At 72.6% G+C, this 18,155-nt stretch carries 19 protein-coding genes and 2 pseudogenes; 15 read left to right on the forward strand and 6 right to left on the reverse strand.

Going from position 1 to position 18,155, the window contains the following annotated elements; all coding sequences use genetic code 11:
- Positions 1-4 precede the first annotated feature (4 nt).
- Together mmsB and ABGB05_RS29530 are read left to right on the forward strand one after the other, a co-directional pair.
- Positions 5-1,303, forward strand: a complete 1,299-nt coding sequence (gene mmsB, locus ABGB05_RS29525) for a multiple monosaccharide ABC transporter permease (RefSeq protein WP_347657200.1) — start codon at positions 5-7, stop codon at positions 1,301-1,303.
- Between the two features lie 66 nt (positions 1,304-1,369).
- Positions 1,370-2,470 (forward strand): sugar-binding protein, encoded by a 1,101-nt coding sequence (locus ABGB05_RS29530; protein ID WP_347657201.1) that lies wholly within the window; start codon positions 1,370-1,372, stop codon positions 2,468-2,470.
- A 114-nt stretch (positions 2,471-2,584) separates the two neighbouring features.
- Here the strand turns inward: ABGB05_RS29530 and selD are convergent, their stop codons facing one another.
- Positions 2,585-3,589 carry a selenide, water dikinase SelD gene (selD, locus tag ABGB05_RS29535; RefSeq protein ID WP_347657233.1) on the reverse strand — a complete coding sequence of 335 codons (1,005 nt, stop codon included), beginning with the start codon at positions 3,587-3,589 and terminating at the stop codon, positions 2,585-2,587.
- 159 nt (positions 3,590-3,748) lie between these two features.
- Between selD and selA the strand changes: the two genes are divergently transcribed.
- The 4 genes from selA to ABGB05_RS29555 are packed head-to-tail and all read left to right on the forward strand — an operon-like array spanning position 3,749 to position 7,974.
- Entirely contained in the window at positions 3,749-5,068 is a 1,320-nt protein-coding gene (gene selA / locus ABGB05_RS29540; RefSeq protein ID WP_347657234.1) for an L-seryl-tRNA(Sec) selenium transferase, read from the forward strand.
- Positions 5,069-5,111: 43 nt separating this feature from the next.
- Positions 5,112-7,016: a selenocysteine-specific translation elongation factor gene (gene selB, locus ABGB05_RS29545; RefSeq protein ID WP_347657235.1), complete on the forward strand. Its 1,905-nt coding sequence runs from the start codon at positions 5,112-5,114 to the stop codon at positions 7,014-7,016.
- A 50-nt stretch (positions 7,017-7,066) separates the two neighbouring features.
- Positions 7,067-7,264, forward strand: coding sequence for a hypothetical protein (locus ABGB05_RS29550; protein WP_347657202.1), 198 nt, complete (start codon positions 7,067-7,069; stop codon positions 7,262-7,264).
- A gap of 11 nt (positions 7,265-7,275) precedes the next feature.
- Complete coding sequence (locus ABGB05_RS29555; RefSeq protein WP_347657203.1) at positions 7,276-7,974, forward strand: exo-beta-N-acetylmuramidase NamZ domain-containing protein; 699 nt, start codon at positions 7,276-7,278, stop codon at positions 7,972-7,974.
- Between the two features lie 579 nt (positions 7,975-8,553).
- Here the strand turns inward: ABGB05_RS29555 and ABGB05_RS29560 are convergent.
- Positions 8,554-8,937: pseudogene (locus ABGB05_RS29560) on the reverse strand (SRPBCC domain-containing protein); the annotation flags it as partial.
- A 158-nt stretch (positions 8,938-9,095) separates the two neighbouring features.
- Between ABGB05_RS29560 and ABGB05_RS29565 the strand changes: the two are divergent.
- Complete coding sequence (locus tag ABGB05_RS29565) at positions 9,096-9,245, forward strand: amidophosphoribosyltransferase (RefSeq protein WP_347657236.1); 150 nt, start codon at positions 9,096-9,098, stop codon at positions 9,243-9,245.
- A 12-nt stretch (positions 9,246-9,257) separates the two neighbouring features.
- Here ABGB05_RS29565 and ABGB05_RS29570 read toward each other — a convergent pair whose 3' ends face one another.
- Positions 9,258-9,923: a hypothetical protein gene (locus ABGB05_RS29570; protein ID WP_347657204.1), complete on the reverse strand. Its 666-nt coding sequence runs from the start codon at positions 9,921-9,923 to the stop codon at positions 9,258-9,260.
- A gap of 283 nt (positions 9,924-10,206) precedes the next feature.
- Here ABGB05_RS29570 and ABGB05_RS29575 point away from each other — a divergent pair, with 283 nt between their 5' ends.
- Positions 10,207-10,443: a hypothetical protein gene (locus tag ABGB05_RS29575; RefSeq protein WP_347657205.1), complete on the forward strand. Its 237-nt coding sequence runs from the start codon at positions 10,207-10,209 to the stop codon at positions 10,441-10,443.
- Positions 10,444-10,496: 53 nt separating this feature from the next.
- Here ABGB05_RS29575 and ABGB05_RS29580 read toward each other — a convergent pair whose 3' ends face one another.
- The gene (locus ABGB05_RS29580) at positions 10,497-11,024 is read right to left on the reverse strand and encodes a hypothetical protein (protein WP_347657206.1); all 528 of its coding nucleotides are present in this window, start codon (positions 11,022-11,024) and stop codon (positions 10,497-10,499) included.
- The gene (locus tag ABGB05_RS29585) at positions 11,021-11,230 is read right to left on the reverse strand and encodes a phosphatidylethanolamine-binding protein (protein ID WP_347657207.1); all 210 of its coding nucleotides are present in this window, start codon (positions 11,228-11,230) and stop codon (positions 11,021-11,023) included. Before ABGB05_RS29585 ends, ABGB05_RS29580 begins: the two co-directional genes overlap by 4 nt.
- A 261-nt stretch (positions 11,231-11,491) precedes the next feature.
- On the opposite strand from ABGB05_RS29585, the gene ABGB05_RS29590 reads away from it, so the two are divergent.
- Positions 11,492-12,706 (forward strand): XdhC family protein, encoded by a 1,215-nt coding sequence (locus ABGB05_RS29590; protein WP_347657208.1) that lies wholly within the window; start codon positions 11,492-11,494, stop codon positions 12,704-12,706.
- Between the two features lie 127 nt (positions 12,707-12,833).
- On the opposite strand, the pseudogene ABGB05_RS29595 reads toward ABGB05_RS29590, so the two are convergent.
- Positions 12,834-12,944: pseudogene (locus ABGB05_RS29595) on the reverse strand (hypothetical protein); the annotation flags it as partial.
- A 266-nt stretch (positions 12,945-13,210) separates the two neighbouring features.
- Between ABGB05_RS29595 and ABGB05_RS29600 the strand changes: the two are divergent.
- From ABGB05_RS29600 to ABGB05_RS29625, 6 genes are all read left to right on the forward strand, one after another.
- Entirely contained in the window at positions 13,211-14,350 is a 1,140-nt protein-coding gene (locus ABGB05_RS29600; protein ID WP_347657209.1) for an N-acetylmuramoyl-L-alanine amidase, read from the forward strand.
- 105 nt (positions 14,351-14,455) lie between these two features.
- On the forward strand, positions 14,456-14,848 hold the full coding sequence (locus tag ABGB05_RS29605) for a DUF2267 domain-containing protein (protein WP_347657210.1): 393 nt from the start codon (positions 14,456-14,458) through the stop codon (positions 14,846-14,848).
- Between the two features lie 388 nt (positions 14,849-15,236).
- Positions 15,237-15,896: a CDP-alcohol phosphatidyltransferase family protein gene (locus ABGB05_RS29610; protein WP_347657211.1), complete on the forward strand. Its 660-nt coding sequence runs from the start codon at positions 15,237-15,239 to the stop codon at positions 15,894-15,896.
- Positions 15,893-16,813 (forward strand): DUF881 domain-containing protein, encoded by a 921-nt coding sequence (locus tag ABGB05_RS29615; protein ID WP_347657212.1) that lies wholly within the window; start codon positions 15,893-15,895, stop codon positions 16,811-16,813. The genes ABGB05_RS29610 and ABGB05_RS29615 overlap by 4 nt, the downstream gene beginning before the upstream one ends.
- Entirely contained in the window at positions 16,810-17,142 is a 333-nt protein-coding gene (locus tag ABGB05_RS29620; protein WP_347657213.1) for a small basic family protein, read from the forward strand. The genes ABGB05_RS29615 and ABGB05_RS29620 overlap by 4 nt, the downstream gene beginning before the upstream one ends.
- A 9-nt stretch (positions 17,143-17,151) precedes the next feature.
- A complete protein-coding gene (locus ABGB05_RS29625) occupies positions 17,152-18,117 on the forward strand; it encodes a DUF881 domain-containing protein (RefSeq protein ID WP_347657214.1) in 966 nt (321 codons plus the stop codon).
- Positions 18,118-18,155: the final 38 nt, after the last annotated feature.

Consider the following 18,155-nt stretch of genomic DNA (forward strand, 5'->3'; position numbering starts at 1 on the left):
CGCCATGAGCCGCGTGAAAGAACTCCAGAAGTCCCTCTTTGCCGGGACGCAGTCCAACGCCCGCCAGTTCGGGATGATCTTCACGCTGGTGGCGATCGTCCTGCTGTTCCAGATCCTCACCGACGGGCTGACGCTCAACTCCAGCAACCTGATCTCGCTGGTGAGCCAGTACTCGTACATCCTGATCCTGGCCATCGGCATGCTGATGGTGATCGTCGCCGGCCACATCGACCTGTCGGTCGGCTCGATCGCCGCGGTGGTCGGCATCATCGTCGCCAAGCTGATGCAGGACTACAACGTCCCCTGGCCGCTGGCCATCGTCCTCGGCCTGGTGGTCGGCGCGGTGATCGGTGCCTGGCAGGGCTTCTGGGTGGCCTACATCGGGGTACCGGCGTTCATCGTCACCCTGGCCGGCATGCTGCTCTTCCGGGGCATGAACCAGTACATCGGCAACGCCAACACCATCCCGGTGCCCGAGGGGTTCCGCGAGATCGGTGCCGGCTACCTGCCGGAGGTGGGCCCGAACACCGGCTACAACAACCTCACCCTGCTACTCGGTCTGCTGGTCAGCGCCGCGGTGGTGGTCCGCGAGTGGCGGCTGCGCCGGACCCGCCGGGAGATGGCGGCTGACGTCGCCCCGATGTGGATCTCGCTGATCCGGGTCGCCGTGCCGGTCGTCGTGATCCTCTTCGCGGCCTTCCGGTTCGCCGGCGGTCGGGTCGGCACCAGCTTCCCGATCTCCGGCATCATCCTCGGCGTCCTGGTGGTGTTCTACTCCTTCGTCACCCGGAACACCGCCGGTGGTCGGCACATCTACGCGGTCGGCGGCAACGCCCGGGCCGCCGAGCTCTCCGGGGTGAAGCTCAAGCGGGTCAACTTCCTGGTCATGATGAACATGTCGATCCTGGCCGCGCTGGCCGGCATGATCTTCGTCGCCCGGTCCGCCGCCTCCGGCCCGCAGGACGGCCTCAGCTGGGAACTCGACGCGATCGCCGCGGTCTTCATCGGTGGCGCCGCCGTCTCCGGCGGTCTCGGCACCATCAGCGGTTCGATCGTCGGTGGCCTGGTGATGGCGGTACTCAACAACGGCCTGCAGCTGATGGGCGTCGGCATCGACCGGGTCCAGATGATCAAGGGTCTGGTTCTGCTGCTCGCGGTCGCGCTCGACGTCTACAACAAGAACCGTGGCCGCTTCTCGATCATCGGGAGCATCACGCGGCCATTCCGCCGGGAGGCACCCGCCACCCCGGCGACGCCGGTCGAGACGGGCCACGAGCCCGCCAAGACTCCGGTGGCCGGCTGACGGCCACCCGGCAGGGGACCGGAACACCTCCGATCCCGGTCCAAATCCAAAGAAGGGCAACCTGAAATGCGCAAGTACCTTGCCAGGGGTGTGGCCGCTGGTGCCATCGCCCTGCTGGCACTGACCGCCTGCTCCGAGCGCTCGGACTCCTCCGGCGGCGGCTCGGCCGACTCCGGGAAGGGCTTCGCGGCCAACTCGCTCATCGGCGTGGCGCTGCCGGCGAAGACCTCGGAGAACTGGGTGCTCGCCGGTGACCTGTTCAGCAACGGCCTCAAGGAGGCCGGCTTCCAGTCCGACGTCCAGTACGCCGGTGCCTCCAGCACCGTCGCCGACCAGCAGGCGCAGATCTCCGCCATGGTCACCAAGGGCGCCAAGGTCATCGTCATCGGCGCGACCGACGCCGCCCAGCTGAGCACCCAGGTCAAGCAGGCCAAGGAGGCCGGCGCGACGGTCATCGCCTACGACCGGCTGATCAAGAACACCCCGGACGTGGACTACTACGTCGCGTACGACAACTTCAAGGTCGGCGAGCTCCAGGGCCAGGCCCTGCTGGACGGCATGAAGGCCAAGAAGCCGAACGGCCCGTACACGGTCGAGCTCTTCTCCGGCTCGCCGGACGACAACAACTCGGCGGTCTTCTTCGACGGCGCGATGAGCGTGCTCAAGCCGGAGATCGACAAGGGCAACGTGGTGGTCGGCTCCGGCCAGACCGACATCAAGCAGACCGCCACCCAGGGCTGGAAGGCCGAGAACGCCCAGCAGCGGATGGACTCCCTGCTGAACTCGACCTACAGCAGCAAGACCCTGGACGGCGTGCTGTCGCCGAACGACACCCTGGCCCGGGCCATCCTGACCTCGGTCAAGGGCGCCGGCAAGCCGGTGCCGGTGGTCACCGGTCAGGACTCCGAGGTCGAGTCGGTCAAGTCGATCATGGCTGGCGAGCAGTACTCGACGATCAACAAGGACACCCGCAACCTGGTCAAGCAGACCATCGAGATGGTGAAGGCCCTGCAGGCCGGCAACACCCCGCAGGTGAACGACACCGACTCGTACAACAACGGGGTCAAGGTCGTCCCGTCGTACCTGCTGCCGCCGCAGATCGTCACCAAGGCGAACGCCGCCGAGGCCTACGCCAACGACCCGACCCTGGCGCCGCTCACCAAGTAAGCGCACCAGGACACGACCGCCACCCGGCAGCCGTCGGGCACGGCAGCCACGGGCCCCCGGAACTCCAGTTCCGGGGGCCCGTGTCGTGCCGGCCGTGGACCGGCGGGCCGGGCCTCAGCCGCGGACCAGCAGGGTCGTACCGTCAGGTCGGGCCGGCAGCAGTTCACCGACCACCGGGTGGCCGGGCAGTTCCCCGGCGACCAGCAGCCCGCCGGAGGTCTGCGCGTCGGCGAGCAGCAGCAACTCGGGCTCGTCGACGCCGTCGGCCAGCAGGTGCGGCGCCACCCAGGCCAGGTTCCGGCGGCTTCCGCCGCTGACGTGACCATCGGCCAGTGCCTGCCGGGCCCCGTCCAGGTACGGTACGGCCGCGGCGTCGATCCGGGCGGTCAGCCCGGACGCCCGGGCCAGCTTGTGCAGATGGCCGAGCAGGCCGAAACCGGTCACGTCCGTCCCGCACCGGATCGCGGCGGCGACCGCTGCCGCCGACGCCGCCCGGTTGAGTTCCGTCATCGTCGCCACCGCCTGTGGGAACACCTCCCCGGTCCGCTTGTGCCGACTGTTCAGCACACCGATGCCGAGCGGCTTGGTCAGGGTCAGCGGCAGCCCGGCCTCGCCGGCGTCGTTGCGGATCAGCCGCTGCGGGTCGGCGATCCCGGTGACCGCCATGCCGTACTTCGGTTCCGGGTCGTCGACACTGTGCCCGCCGGCCACGTGGCAGTCGGCCAGCCGGGCCACGTCCAGACCACCGCGCAGCACCTCGGCGGCGAGTTCCAGCGGCAGCACGTCACGCGGCCAGGCGAGCAGGTTCACCCCCACCACCGGGGTGCCGCCCATCGCGTAGACGTCGGAGAGGGCGTTGGCGACCGCGATCCGCCCCCAGTCGTACGGGTCGTCGACGACCGGGGTGAAGAAGTCGGCGGTCGCCACCACCGCCGTACCGGACTCCAGCCGGACCACCGCCGCGTCGTCGCCGTCGTCGAGGCCGACGAGCAGTTCGCCGGGGCCGGCCGGGAGGGCCGGGCCGAGCAGGCCGGCGACCACGCTCTCCAGCTCACCCGGCGGGATCTTGCAGGCACAACCACCGCCGTGCGCGTACTGGGTCAGGCGGTACCGCTCCATCGTGGTCACCGGACCACTGTCCCATCCGACCGCGCGTGATCGCAGCTGCCGCGGTTTCGGCAGCCGCCCGACCTGACGGTCGCATCGGACATTCCGCCCACACCGAGCGGTCACCCGTGGTTAAGTGCCCAGGGTGAAGGAGCGCGGAACGAGGTGGCGATGAACGGGGCCGGCGACCCTCGACGGCGGGTGCCACGTACCGACGTGCTGCTCGCCGACCCCCGACTGGTCGCCGCCGAGGCGACCCTCGGTCGGACCCGGCTGCGGGAGATGGTCGGCGAGGTCCAGAACCGGGCCCGCCGCGGCGAGATCCCGCCGGAGCAGGTGCTCGCGGTCGCCGTCGCCGAACTGTCCGACACCGCCGCCGGACTGCGCCCGGTGCTCAACGCGACCGGTGTCGTCCTGCACACCAACCTCGGCCGGGCACCGCTGTCGGCGGCGGCGGTGAACGCCGTCGTCGCCGCCGCCGGGCACACCGACGTGGAACTCGACCTGCGGACCGGGCGTCGCGCCCGCCGCGGTCGGGGCGCGCTCGCCGCCCTCGCCACGGCCGTGCCGACCGCCGGCGGGGTACACGTGGTGAACAACGGCGCCGCCGCGCTCGCCCTGGCCGCCACCGTGTTGGCCGGCGGCGGACGGGAGATCGTGGTCAGCCGGGGTGAACTCGTGGAGATCGGCGACGGGTTTCGGCTGCCGGACCTGCTGACCAGCACCGGAGCCCGGCTGCGTGAGGTCGGCACCACCAACCGCACCTCGCTGGCCGACTACGCCGCCGCACTCGGACCGCAGACCGCGTTCCTGCTCAAGGTGCACCCGTCCAACTTCGTCGTCCGGGGATTCACCACCGCCGTACCCGTCGGGAGGTTGGCGACCCTCGGCGTACCCGTGGTGGCGGACATCGGCTCCGGACTGCTGGCTCCGGATCCGCTGCTGCCCGCCGAACCCGACGCCGCCTCCGCGCTGCGGGCCGGCGCCGCCCTGGTCACCGCCAGCGGTGACAAGCTGCTCGGCGGCCCGCAGGCCGGGCTGCTGCTCGGTGACACGGAACTGGTCGAGCGGCTGCGCCGGCACCCGCTGGCCCGGGCGTTGCGGGTGGACAAACTGACCCTGGCCGCGTTGGAGGCGACCCTGACCGGCCCGGAGACTCCCACCTGGCGGGCACTGCGGACCACCCCCGGCGCGCTGCGACTGCGGACCGAACGGCTGCGGGACCAGTTCGCCGCGGCCGGGCTGCGCACCGAGGTCGTCCCCACCACCGCCGTCGTCGGTGGCGGGGGCGCCCCGGACGTCACGCTCGAGTCGTGGGCACTCGCCCTGCCCGAGACGTACGCGGCCGCGCTGCGCCGGGGTGACCCACCGGTGATCGGCCGGGTGGACCGGGGTCGGCTGTTGCTCGACCTGCGTTGCGTACCCGCCGGGTACGACGACGCGGTGCGCAGCGCCGTGCTGCGGGTACCCGGGTCGTGGCGGGAGAACTGACGTGCCGTCGGGCCCGTCGCGCGGCTGTGTCGGCAGCGGTGACATGCGGGTCGTCGCCACCGCCGGCCACGTCGACCACGGGAAGTCCACCCTGGTCCGGGCGCTGACCGGGATGGAACCCGACCGGTGGGCCGAGGAACGGCGCCGGGGCATGACCATCGACCTCGGGTTCGCCTGGACCACCCTTCCCTCCGGCACGGCCCTCGCCTTCGTCGACGTACCCGGACACCAGCGGTTCGTACCGAACATGCTGGCCGGGGTCGGTCCGGCGCCGGCCGCGATGCTGGTCGTCGCCGCCGACGAGGGATGGAAACCGCAGTCTGCCGAGCACCTGGCCGCGCTGCACGCGCTCGGGGTCCGGTACGGCCTGCTGGTGGTGACCCGCACCGACCTGGCCGATCCCGCCGCCGCGATCACGCAGGCCCGGGCGGAGATCGCCGGCACCTCGCTCGGGGTGGTCGAGACGGTCGCGGTCAGCGCGGTCACCGGCGCCGGTCTGCCGGAACTGCGGCGGGCGCTGGACCGGCTCGCCACCCGGCTGCCGGTGCCGGACCCGACGGCGCCGGTACGGCTCTGGGTGGACCGGGCGTTCACCGTCAGGGGCAGTGGCACGGTGGTCACCGGAACCCTCGGCGCCGGCGAACTCCGGGTCGGTGACGAGCTGGAACTGACCGGCACCGGGACGCGGGTTCGGGCCCGGGGCCTGCAGGCGCTGGGCGCGGCGCTACCCCGGGTGACCGGGGTGGCCCGGGTCGCGGTGAACCTGCGCGGTGTGTCGAGGGAGCGGGTCGGCCGGGGCGACGCGCTGCTCACCCCGGAACTGTTCCGGCACACCGACCTGGTCGACGTCCGGTTGGCCGGCGACCCGGTGCGGAACCTCCCGGCGGAGGTGATGCTGCACGTCGGCTCGGCCGCCGTACCGGCCCGGGTACGTCCGCTCGGTCCGGACACCGCCCGGCTGCGGTTGGCCCGGCGACTGCCGCTGCGGGTCGGTGACCGGGCCCTGCTGCGGGATCCGGGGCGGCGGCACGTGGCCGGCGGGGTGACCGTGCTCGACGTCGTACCTCCCGGGCTGGCCCGGCGCGGCGCGGCGGCGCTGCGCGCCGGTGTCCTGGCCGGGTTGGACGGCCGCCCCGACGAACACGGCGAGCTGCGCCGTCGTGGCCTGGCCCGGCGGCGCGACCTGGAACGGATGGGGGTCACCGTGACCACGGCTCCGGTGGCTGGGGACTGGCACGCCGACCCCGGACACTGGCACGACCTGCGCCGCCGGCTCGGCGCCGAGGTGGCCCGGTGGTCGGCGGCCCACCCGCTGGAGTCGGGAGTGCCGGTCGAGACCCTGCGCCGGCTGCTCGACCTGCCCGACCGCTCGCTGGTCGAGGCGCTGGTGGTCGCGCCGTCGGTCGGTTCGCCGTTGGCCGTCCACAACGGCCGGGTCGGGCCGGGGGCGGCGGCCGGACCGCCCGAGCAGGTCGTCCGGGCGGTCCGGCGGATCGGGACGGAGTTGGCTGATCGGCCGTTCGTCGCCCCGGAGGCGGCCCGGCTCGCCGAGGTCGGCCTCGGACACCGGGAGATCGGCGCGGCGGTCCGGGCCGGTCTGCTGCTCCGGCTCGCGGACAACGTCGTGCTGCTGCCGGACGCGGCCGACAGGGCGGTGCGGGTGCTGGCCGGACTGCCCCAACCGTTCACCCTCAGCACCGCCCGGCAGGCGCTCGGTACGACCCGCCGGGTCGCCGTGCCACTGCTGGAACTGCTCGACCGCCGGGGCGCCACCCGGCGCCTGCCGGACGACGCCCGGATCGTGCTCGCGGAGTCCGGATCCGGGCCGGAATCGGCGTCCGGGTCCAGGTCCGGGCCGGAGCACGGGCCGGAGCACGGGTCGGAGTCCGAGTCCGGGCCAGGCCCGGCCTTCGTCGCCGACCGCGTCGAGGTGGGCCGCGCGGGCTGAGCCCGGCCGAACCCGGCCGGGTCGGGCGGTGCGGGCGTTAGCGTGGGGGCATGGATCCGTCGGCGGTCTGGCGGGACCGGACCCACCGGTGGCGGATCGAGGCGTACCGCGCCCCTGACCTGCGGTTCGCCATCTACGCGACGAACGGCACCACCGAGTCGGCGCCGCTGTGGCTGTACGGCATGACGGCGCTGGCCCGCTGGCTGATGCTCCAGAACATCGCGCTGGACGATCTCGAGGTGGTCTGACGGGACGACCGGTGGACCTGACGGTCATCCGGTGCCGACGCTGGCGGCGCGACCAGATGGCCGCCGAGACCGGCGTGCCGTGGGTACTGCCCAGCCCGAACATGCCGACCCCGGACACCGCCCTGGTCTATCCCGGCACCGGGATGTTCGAGGGCGTCGCGTCGATGACCGAGGGGCGGGGTACGACCCGGCCGTTCGAACTGGTCGGCGGGCTGGCCACCGAGTTCGACAACCACTGGGCGGACCGGCTCGCCGCCCGGAACCTGCCGGGGGTGGAGTTCCGCGAGGCGTACTTCTCCCCGACCATCGCCGGGCAGAAGCCGGACCTGCTCAACAAACTCTGCGCGGGAGTGGAGGTGAAGGTTGTCGACCCAGCCCGGTTCGACCCGATCCGTACTGCGGTGGCGATGCTGGTCGAGGCCCGCAGATATCCGGCGTTCGCCTGGCAGGCGGACAGTTGGGACGCGACCCGGCCGTACTGGATCGACAAGCTCAGCGGTTCGACTCGGCTGCCTACTGACCGTAACGGCCGGGTTTCACAGTCCGGTGCACTCCCGGTCCGCCACGACGCAGCCGGAGGGCTGTTTCGGGCCGAGCAGCCCGTCCTGCTTCACCTCGAACCGGATCGTCACCGCCTCGTCGGCGGCGAGCCGGGGACCGCTGAAGGTCACCCGCCGGTCCTCCTGCCGGTAGTCGGCGCCGGTGGCTGACGACACCTCGGCGGCGCCGGGCAGCGTGATCACGACGGTCCAGCCGGTGGCCGCCCCGTCGCCCTCGTTGGTCACCACCACCTCGCCCTGGTAGTCCAGCAGGTCCCGGTCGACGGTGGCGTACCGGGCGGCGAGCCGGGGCTGCCCGGTACGGCCCGGGGGCCGGGAGGCGCCGGCGCCCGGGGTGCGGCGCGGCGTCGGCGTGGTCGATCTGCTCGGCTGGACCGGGGCGACCCCGACCGCCGGGGTGCGTGGCGCCGGGCTGCCCGAACCGGCTCCGCCGGTCGGGTCCCCGTCGGCGGCGCGCGGCGCCCCGCTGGGGGACTGGGCCGCCCGGCCGTTGACCAGACCCACCGCGACCACCACGCCGCCGACGAGTAGTGCGACCACCGCCAGTCCGGCGCCGAGACGGTACCGGGAGCGGCGGGCGGACGTGGCCGGTCCACGACCCGTCGGGGCGACCGCCGCCCCGGCGGTCAGCGTCGGCGCGGCGAGGACCGATCCGGCGGCCGGGTCCGGTCCGGACGGTGGGGCCGGGAAGTCGACCTCACCGAAGGCCAGCCAGTCCAGGACGGCCGGCAGCCTGGTCTCGAGGACCCGCTGGTAGCAGCGCTCCCGCAGGTCCGGGTCGGCGAGGTCCCACGGCTCCTGGTCGTCGGACTGGGTGACGGTGAGCTGACAGCCGTCGGCGGTCGGGGTCAGTTCGCACACCAGCCGGGTGTGCTGCCCGGACTCCGGCCAGCGCAGCTCGAGACGCCGGGGCGGGTCGAGTTCGACCAGTTCGACGGTGACCCGCTCGGCCAGCTCGGGCAGGTCCACCGGTCGCAACTCGAAGCGGCTGATCGACGAGGGGCGCGGCTGTACCGAGGCGAACCACTTGGGCAGCAGTTCGGGGTCGGTCAGGGCCTGCCAGACCCGGTCCGCGGGGTGGCGGAGGTCGACGCTGGTCCGGAGTTGGGTCACGGCGTGACTGTACGACGGCGGGTCCGGGCGCCACGACGGGCCCCGTGACCCCCGCCACGGTCCGTCACCCGGACCGGGGGTGGTCCGGCGACGGGCGGATTCCGACGCGCGGGAACCCTAGGGTGATTTGCGTGAAAAACAAGGGATTGCGGACGGTGTTGTCGATCGGTGCCGCGCTCGCGGTCATCTACTTCGGCAACCGGCCGGAGGACGGACGCGGCGTCACCAACACCGTCCTGCTCCTGGCGGTCCTGGTCGGACTGGCCGTCTGGTACCTGACCCGCCCCGGCGGCAAGCCGGTGAGCTGACCGCCGGTCCGCTCACCGGACTGCCGCCGAACCGCCGGCGGCCCTGGTCAGTTCGCCGACCGACGCCTGGCCCAGGGAGACCCGGACCAGCGCGGAGACCAACCGGGGAAAGTCGTTCCCGCCGGCCAGTCGGGCCAGCCGGTCCGGCGCGGACGGCAGCCCGAGCCGCTCGGCCGCCCCGGCCACCCGACGATCGGTGTACGGGCGCAGGTCCGTCCACACCGCCTGCGCCTCACGCAGGAAGATGTCCGCACCGGTGGGGCCGATGCCCGGAAACTCCGTCAGCAGCCGACGCAGTCCGGACCGGTCACCGGCGGCGGCCCGACGCATTCGACGCAGGTCGCCACCCCAGCGCTCCAGGCACAGGTCGGCCGACCTGCCCAGCATCGTCGCGGTCCGCTCGTCGTACCGCCGGTAGTGGCCCCGGCCGAGCGCGTCGACCCGTTCCTGCCAGCTGGTCGCCGCCGTGCCCTGCGGCGTACGACACCCGGCGGCGAAGAGTTCCCGGGCGGCGGCGACCGCCACCCCGGCCCGGATCCGGGTGCTGAGCAGCGTGGTCAGCAGCAGCAACTGGTACAACGGTCCCGGCCGGTCGACGAGCCGGATCCCGGCCTCCTCGGCGTAGCTGCGGCCCTCCCGGTCGAGCAGGACCCGGACCAGTGCGCGTTGACGATCCACCCGTTCCGGCTACCCACCAGCCGCCCCGGCACACCGTACCGCCGGCACGCCGTTGAGCGGGCACAGCGGCCACCGACGGCCGAGGGCGCTGGCGGCCCCGGCGGCGGGTCCGGGGCGCGGGCGAATGCCGCCACCGGCGTCGGGTAACCACAGCGTGGGCGTGCCGGAGGTGTGATCGGACGGTCCGAAACCGTACACACCGCGCGGCGACCACCAGGTCGTCGGATGCCTCCGCCGGACGGCGGACGGCGAGCGACCGGCGCGCCGGCGGAAGGGGATGACGATGACCAACGTGCAGCAGCCGGAGATGCGCCGCAACGGGCTGAACCCGACGGTGCAGGACAGCAAGGGTCCACGACCGGGCGAGCCGACCCGGACCAACGGCGGCGGCGGGCGACGGATGCCCCCTGACCAGGTCTCCCCGTACGGCCAGGCGTCGCGCCCGGTCGCGGAGGACCCGGACCGACGGGCAGCCGGCCGCAGCACGGCCCGTCCGGCCGCCGGCGGCGGTCGTGACTGACCGGCCCAGGTCCAGCGTGCCGGTCCGGAGCACGGCCGGCCGGGCGACGACGGTCAGGCGGCCCGACCCTGGCTCAGCTGGTGCAGGGTGGCCACCGCGGCGACCCCGTACGCCAGGTGCGGCACGATGTCCGACCACCAGTCGGCGGCGCTCCAGCTCCGCGGATCGGTGACCCGCAGGGCGGTCAGGAATCCGTCCGCGGTCGCCATCACGCCGGCACCGAAGAGCGTGGCCGCGACCGGTGTCGGTAGCCGCCGGAGCCCGAGCGCGGTGAAGGCGGCACCGCAGAACAGACCGGTGGCATAGCCCAGGAGGGGTCCGAGGCCCGAGCGGCGGTTCGCCGCCCGGTCCTCGGGCCCCAGACCGATGTGCAGAGCCTGGGTCAGACGCCCGGCGCTCTCCTCCGGGGTGCTGCTCGCCGGCCGTGCCCGCACCGTCATGTCCAGGTACGTCACGACGTTCAGCGCGACGCTGCCGACCGCACCCGCGATCAGCCCGTCGACGGCGTGCTCACCGACCGACGCCCGTTGAGGCCGGCCGCCCAGTAACGGCAGGATGGCCATCTTCGCCCGGCCGGTCATCTCGGCTCTCCCCGGCCACGCTCACCCTTCGGGCCGAGCCCTCGCTCACCGCGGACGAAGCCGGGCCGGTCCTGCTGTTCCCGCAGCTCACGGTTTGCCGCCTCGTCGGCCTTCTTGTCGTTGGCGCGTCCCGAGTTCTCGATGCGTTTGCGCAGTCGCGCACGTTCCACGTCGTACGCGTTGCTACCGGGTCGTGGTCCTGGCATCAGGCCGCCTCCGTCCGTCGTGTCGGCGCCGTACCGGGGCGGTCTACCCGCCCGGCTCCGGGCCATTCGCCGATCAGGTGTCCGGGACGAGGTCGGACAACGTCGTACTCTCGTCGATGAATCCGAAGGACGGTGTGGAACCACTACTCCGGCCGGACAGATGCGGCGTTATGGGACGATTGAGTGGAATGTCCGTCGGGGACGGCGGAGGGCGGCGGGACCCGGCGACCGCGGACAGGAGGGGCGACCCGGTGATCGGCCGTGCGTGACGTGTTGGACGAGTTGGCCCACTGGTGGCGGGCCGGCGAACCGGTCGGGTTGGCCACGGTCGTGGGCACTTGGCGCTCCGCGCCCCGCCCCGCCGGGGCGACGATGCTGGTCGGCCCGGACGGCACCGTGGTCGGGAGCGTCTCCGGCGGATGCGTGGAGGGCGCCGTCTACGACCTGGCCCGGGAGGTGGCCCGTACCGGCGTCCCCGCGCTGCGCCGGTACGGCGTCACCGACGACGACGCCTTCGCGATCGGTCTGACCTGTGGCGGCATCCTCGACGTGTACGTCGAACGGGTCGACCCGACCGGCTTCCCGCAGTTCGCCGAGGTCGCCTCGGCGATCCGGGCGGGCCGGCCGACGGCGGTGGTCAGCTGCGTGGAGAGCACCGGCGGCGATCCGGCGGACCGGGTCGGCCGGCGGCTGGTGGTCTGGCCAGACCGGACGATCGGCTCGCTCGGCACCGACCGGTTGGACGCGGCGGTCGCCGACGATGCCCGGGGGCTGCTCGCGCTCGGCCGTACCGGCACCCTTCGGTACGGGTACGACGGCCAGCGGCGCGGCGACGACCTGCGGCTCTTCGTGGCGACGTACGCGGCCCCGCCCCGGATGGTCGTGTTCGGGGCGATCGATTTCGCCGCCGCGGTGGCCCGGATCGGCACGTTCCTCGGATACCGGGTGACGGTCTGCGACGCCCGGGCGGTCTTCGCCACCGCCCGCCGGTTCCCGGACGCGGACGAGGTGGTGGTCGACTGGCCACACCGGTACCTGCGGGCCGAGGCGGAGGCGGGTCGTGTGGACGGCCGGACGGTGGTCTGCGTCCTGACCCACGACCCGAAGTTCGACGTACCGGTGCTGGAGGTGGCGTTGCGGCTGCCGCTGGCGTACGTCGGCGCGATGGGGTCCCGGCGGACCCACCTGGACCGGCTGGCCCGGCTGCGGGCCGTCGGGCTGACCGAGGCGGAGCTGGAGCGACTCTCCTCCCCACTCGGCCTCGACCTGGGGGCACGGACCCCGGAGGAGACCGCGGTCAGCATCGCGGCGGAGATCGTCGCCGGCCGGTGGGGCGGCAGCGGCGGTCGGCTCTCGGCGCTGGACGGTCGGATCCACCACGACACCCCGGCCCCCGGTGAGGGCCGGACAGAACCACCGGACGAAGTGCCGGTCCCACCGACCGCAGCCGTGAATCCACTGCCGGCACCGGGCTGAACCACGGCGGCCCGGACCGACGGCGTCCACGGATCGGCCGCACGCCGCCACCAGGCGGGACCGGGTCGCGGTCACCAGGGCCGCCACCACCGCGACGGAGCCGGTGTGGCCGGCAGCGCGGCGATTCTGGGTCCACGTCGAGTACGGCGAGCGCGTCGGGCCGGGTCGCGGCGCGGTCGAAGGCCGCGACGTAGGCCAGTTTCTCCGCTGGCGTGCCGAGGGCGTCCCGGGGTGAGGCGTAGCGGCTGGAGTCGGAGGTCCTCCCGGAGCGGGCCGGGCCTCGAGCTACCGCCTACCGAGCCCATCGACAAGGTCAGATTCGATGGAGGTCGATCCCGATCGCCGGGGTACGCGGGACGCGCCGAGTCGCCGGCGCGGTGTGGGCGTGCGGACCCCGGGTCGACCGGTCGCGGATCTAGCGGCGTGCGTCGATGGTCTGGTAAGAATTCCTTCAACATCGCTCGGTTGTATCAAGGAATCCTTCATCCCCCTCTGGAGGTCCCCGTGACCGGCAACCCCCTGTCCCGCCGTGACGTCGTACGTGGCGCGGTTCTGCTCGGCGTCGGTGCCGCCACCGGTGGTCTGTCCCTCGCCGGCACCAGCCCCGCCCTGGCCGCGCCCGACACCGGCGCCCTGCTCGCGCCCGACACCGGCGCCCTGCTCGCGGTCGAGCCGCCGACGATCGCCAGCTGCGCCACCTGGGGCGCCCGCACCCCCGGCTCGCTCAGCGTGATCTCGTCGAACCCGGACAAGATCCTGATCCACCACACCGCCGGCCCGAACAGCACCACCTACACCCAGGCCCACGCGTACTCGGTGGCCCGCAGCATCCAGAACTTCCACATGAACGACAACGGCTGGTCCGACTCGGGGCAGCACTTCACCATCAGCCGTGGCGGCTACGTGATGGAGGGCCGACACAACAGCCTCACCCGGCTGCGGGCCGGCAGCGGGATGGTCGTCGGGGCGCACTGTCCCGGCCAGAACGACAAGGCGATCGGCATCGAGAACGAGGGCACCTACACCAGCGCCACCCCACCGGCGGCCCTCTACGACCGGCTGGTGCAGTTCTGCGCCTACATCTGCGACCAGTACGGCATCGCCGCCTCCCGGATCTACGGCCACCGTGACTACGTCGCCACCGCCTGCCCGGGCAACGTGCTCTACGGCATGCTTCCGCAACTGCGCGCCGACGTCGCCGACGCGCTCTCCGGCGGCGGCACCCCGCCACCGGCGTTCAGCACCATCGTCGACAACACCACCGCCGGCCGGTTCACCGCCAGCGCGAACTGGCTGACCTCCTCGTACTCCGCCGAGCGCTACGGCGCCGACTACCGGTACGCCAATCCGGAGCCGATCAGCGACGTCGCCTGGTACAAGGCGAACATCCCGGCCGAGGGGACGTACCGGGTGGACGCCTGGTATCCCGGTATCGCCGGCTACAACACCGCGACGCCGTACATCGTGGTGACGAAGAGTGGTAACCAGACCGTGGTGGTCGACCAGAGCACCGGCGGCGGCGCCTGGCGCTCGCTGGGCACCTTCACCCTGACCGCCGGGGACCGCAACGTCGCCGGGGTGAGCCGGTGGAGCGGCGCCAGTGGGTACGTCGTCGCCGACGCCATCCGGATCACCCGGGTCTGAGCCGGCCACCCAGGTCCGGGGCCGGTACGCATCATAACCGTCACCCCGGGTAACGACCTGCGGTGGCCGGTGTGGTGCCGGGTCGCGGACGCCGGAGGTGGGGGAGTGCGGTACGACGAGTTCCTGGCCAAGGTGCGGGATCGTGGCGAGTACGCCGACCCCGCGGAGGCGGAGCGGGTCACTCATCTGGTCCTCGGCATCCTGGCCCAGCGTCTGCATCCGGACGAGGCCGAGGACCTGGCCGCCCAGCTGCCCGGACCACTGGCGGCCACGCTGATCTCGGCGGCGCAGGGCGGCCCGGCGGGGTTCGGGGCGCGGGAGTTCCTGGGGCGGGTGGCGACGGGTGCCGGGGCGACCGCCCGGACCGCCGAGTGGGACGCCAGCGCGGTGCTCTGCACGGTCGCCGAGGCGATCTCCGGCGGGGAACTGAACGACGTGCTGACCCAGTTGCCCTCCGGGTACGCCCCGCTGTTCGGCCGGGCCAATCTGAGCGGCTGATCCGCATTCGCCGGCCCTCTCCTCGGTGTCGAGGAGAGGGCCCCGCCAGCAGTGGGCCCATCGAGGGCGGCGCGACAGGACAGCCCGACCAAACACGCTAGCATCCTAGGATGCCGTACGGGGTGTGGCCCACCCCACATCCACCAGCCGCCACGAACCGACACCGTCTCGGCGCGCGCGGCGGAGGGAAAACACGAGGCCGGATATAGTGGCTCAGCGTTGAGCAGCCCGGGGTCGAGATGTCTGGATCCCGGGCCGCTGTCAGAACACCGGCGTCCCCGGTCGGCCTCGTCGTCCGGGGGAGGGCCGGCCGGAGCGCGTACCGGTTCCTGGATCGCCGCCCGTTGACGCGGGCGGGTCGACCGGGCCAGGCGCGGAGGGAGGATCGGTGGCGCGTCGGCCGGCGCGGGCGTCTGAGGCCCGGTCAACCGGTGGCGACGGCTCCGAGCAGACCGCCGCGATGGGCCGGATCCTCACCGTGCCCAACCTGATCAGCTTCGCCCGGTTGCTCGGCGTACCGGTCTTCCTCTATCTGTTCCTGGTCGTCCGGACCGATGCCGCCGACGTCGCCGCCGTGGTCATCCTGGCGGTCGGCGGGCTGACCGACTGGGTCGACGGTTACGTCGCGCGTCGGCTGCGGCAGGTCAGCCGGCTCGGTGAGCTCCTCGACCCGGTCGCGGACCGGCTCTACATCCTGGCCACGCTGGTCGCGTTGACCGTCCGGGAGGTCGTGCCCTGGCAGTTCACCGTGGCACTGCTGGCCCGGGACGTGGTGATGACGGTCAACCTCGCGGTGCTGCGGCGGTACGGCTACCAGCCACCACCGGTCCACTACCTCGGTAAGACGGCGACGTTTGTCCTGCTGCTCGCGTTTCCGGTGCTGCTGCTGGCGCACACCGTGTCGGGGGCGGCGGCGACCGCCGGGGCGATCGGGTGGGGGCTGGCCTGGTGGGGTCTGGCCCTCTACTGGCTGGCCGGCGTGCTCTACCTGGTGCAGGCGGCGCGGCTGATCCGGTTGGCCCGGTCCGTTCGGGCAGGGGCGGGATGACCGATCGCGGCGGGCGGACCTTCACGCCGGACTTCCTCACCGAGTTGTTCCGTAATCCGCTCGACCCGGGTTACGCCGCGGCGGCGGAACAGCGGCGGCGCAACGCGGCCGCTGGGCGTACCGTCGCCGGGTGGCGGCGGCCGTCGATGCGGGTGGTGAGTGTGCTGACTCTGGTCGCCCTGGGTTTCCTGCTGGCCGTGGCCTACCGCCAGACGGTCGCGGCGGAGCCGGGTCGTAGTGCGGCGCGGGCCGGGCTGGCGGAGCAGATCAAGCAGCGGGAGGCGGAGAACGCGGCGTTGACGGCGCGGGCCGAGCGACTCCGTGCGGAGGTGAACCGGCAGCGGGACGCGGCGCTCTCCGGTAGTGCGGTGGCGAGGCTGCGGCAGTTGGAGGCGGCGACCGGTCTGGGTCGGGTTCGTGGGGATGGTGTGGTGGTGCGGGTCGCGGACGCGCCGTCGAACGCGGATGCGGTGACCGGGGCCGGTGGGACGAATCTGGGTCGGGTCCTCGACCGTGATCTTCAGGACATCGCGAACGCGTTGTGGAGTGTCGGAGCGGAGGCGATAGCGATCAACGGTCAACGGCTCACCAGTACGTCGACCATCCGGGCGGCGGGTGGGGCGATCCTGGTGGATTTCAAGCCGGTCATCGGGCCGTACGAGGTGTCGGCGATCGGGCCGGGTCGGATGGGTCGGCGGTTCGAGGACAGTGCCGCCGCGCGGTTGTTGCGCAGTGTCGCGGAGGAGTACGGGATGTCGTTCGACGTCCGTGATGCTGACGATCTGACGTTGTCGGCCGCGACCGAGCCGCAGTTGCGGTATGCGGTGCCTGATGTCGAGCCCTCCGCCTCCTCGTCCGGGGTGCCGTCGTCGTCCGGTTCCGGGGTGTCGCCCCGACCGTCCGGTGGTGGCCGATGATCCCGGTGGTGGCGTTGCTCGTCGGGGTGGTTCTTGGCGTCTGGCTGGACCCGTCGGTGCCGTCGGCGTTGCAGCCGTATCTGCCGATCGCGGTGGTGGCCGCGTTGGACGCGGTTTTCGGTGGGGTGCGGGCGAAGCTGGACGGGATTTTCGACGACAAGCAGTTTGTCGTCTCGTTCATCTCGAATGTGCTGGTGGCGGGGATCATCGTGTATCTCGGGGACCAGCTCGGGGTGGGGGGCCAGCTGTCGACGGGTGTGGTGGTCGTGCTGGGCGTGCGGATCTTCGGCAATGTGGCGGCTATTCGTCGTCACCTGTTCCGGGCGTAGGTTGGCACGATGGTGGAGAAGGGCGAGGGCGACGTCGGTGGTCCGACGGGGTCGGGGGATTCCGTCGGGTCGGTGGGTGCGGACGGTGTGGTGTCGGGTCCGGATGCGGTGGGCTCCGCCGATGGTGTGGTGTCGCCGTCCGGTGACGTCGGGTCGGATGCCGAGGTGACGGTGCCGGTCAGCGCCGGCGAGGTGACGGTGCCGCTCGGGTCGGCGGACCGGGCGGAGGCCGTGGGCGGGGAGTCGGTGGCCCAGGCGGCGGTGCCCGGGGCGGCCGGTCGGTCGCGGTTCAGTTCGGCGAGCGTGATGATCGCGGTGCTGTTGGCGGTGCTGGGGTTCACGCTGGTGGTGCAGTTGCGGACGAATTCGACGGACGCGTCGTTGGAGTCGGCCCGGCAGGAGGATCTGGTACGGATCCTGTCGGATCTGGACGCGCAGGAGGAACGGGTCCGGCAGGACATCGCCGGGTTGGAGGAGAGTCAGCGGCAGCTGAGTTCCGGGGCCGAGGGTCAGCAGGCGGCGTTGGACGAGGCGACCCGCCGGGCGGACGAGTTGGGGGTGTTGGCGGGGACGTTGCCGGTGCGGGGTCCGGGGTTGGCGGTGACGTTTCGGTCGGTGGGTAAGCCGATCGCGGCGTCGCGGGTGCTGGACGCGGTGCAGGAGTTGCGTGGCGCGGGTGGTGAGGCGATGCAGATCACCGGTGGTGACGGTGCCGCGGTGCGGATTGTGGCGTCGACGTACTTTCTTGATGCCGACGGTGGGATTTCGGTGGGTGGGCGGCGCCTTGTCGGGCCGTACACGATCCTGGTGGTGGGTGATCCGACGACGATGCGGACCGCGTTGAACATCCCGGGCGGGGTGGTGGCGTCGGTTGGTGGCGACGGCGGTAACGTGACGATCGAGGAGCGGGACGTGGTCGAGGTGACGGCTGTGAGCCCGCAGAAGGACCTGCAGTATGCGCGACCGGTCTCGTGACCGGCGTTGCCGGGTCGGGTGGTCCGGCCTGGTGGATC

This window comes from Plantactinospora sp. B5E13 (assembly GCF_039871775.1).
Classification (GTDB): Bacteria; Actinomycetota; Actinomycetes; order Mycobacteriales; family Micromonosporaceae; genus Plantactinospora.

Bases quoted from the DNA above. Each gene is read 5' to 3' on its own strand.
- ABGB05_RS29580 (WP_347657206.1), bottom strand. From the start codon at position 11,024: ATGACCGGCCGGGCGAAGATGGCCATCCTGCCGTTACTGGGCGGCCGG.
- selD (WP_347657233.1), bottom strand. From the start codon at position 3,589: ATGGAGCGGTACCGCCTGACCCAGTACGCGCACGGCGGTGGTTGTGCC.
- ABGB05_RS29625 (WP_347657214.1), top strand. From the start codon at position 17,152: ATGGTGGAGAAGGGCGAGGGCGACGTCGGTGGTCCGACGGGGTCGGGG.
- selB (WP_347657235.1), top strand. From the start codon at position 5,112: ATGCGGGTCGTCGCCACCGCCGGCCACGTCGACCACGGGAAGTCCACC.
- selA (WP_347657234.1), top strand. From the start codon at position 3,749: ATGAACGGGGCCGGCGACCCTCGACGGCGGGTGCCACGTACCGACGTG.
- mmsB (WP_347657200.1), top strand. From the start codon at position 5: ATGAGCCGCGTGAAAGAACTCCAGAAGTCCCTCTTTGCCGGGACGCAG.
- ABGB05_RS29550 (WP_347657202.1), top strand. From the start codon at position 7,067: ATGGATCCGTCGGCGGTCTGGCGGGACCGGACCCACCGGTGGCGGATC.
- ABGB05_RS29530 (WP_347657201.1), top strand. From the start codon at position 1,370: ATGCGCAAGTACCTTGCCAGGGGTGTGGCCGCTGGTGCCATCGCCCTG.
- ABGB05_RS29620 (WP_347657213.1), top strand. From the start codon at position 16,810: ATGATCCCGGTGGTGGCGTTGCTCGTCGGGGTGGTTCTTGGCGTCTGG.
- ABGB05_RS29585 (WP_347657207.1), bottom strand. From the start codon at position 11,230: ATGCCAGGACCACGACCCGGTAGCAACGCGTACGACGTGGAACGTGCG.
- ABGB05_RS29575 (WP_347657205.1), top strand. From the start codon at position 10,207: ATGACCAACGTGCAGCAGCCGGAGATGCGCCGCAACGGGCTGAACCCG.
- ABGB05_RS29615 (WP_347657212.1), top strand. From the start codon at position 15,893: ATGACCGATCGCGGCGGGCGGACCTTCACGCCGGACTTCCTCACCGAG.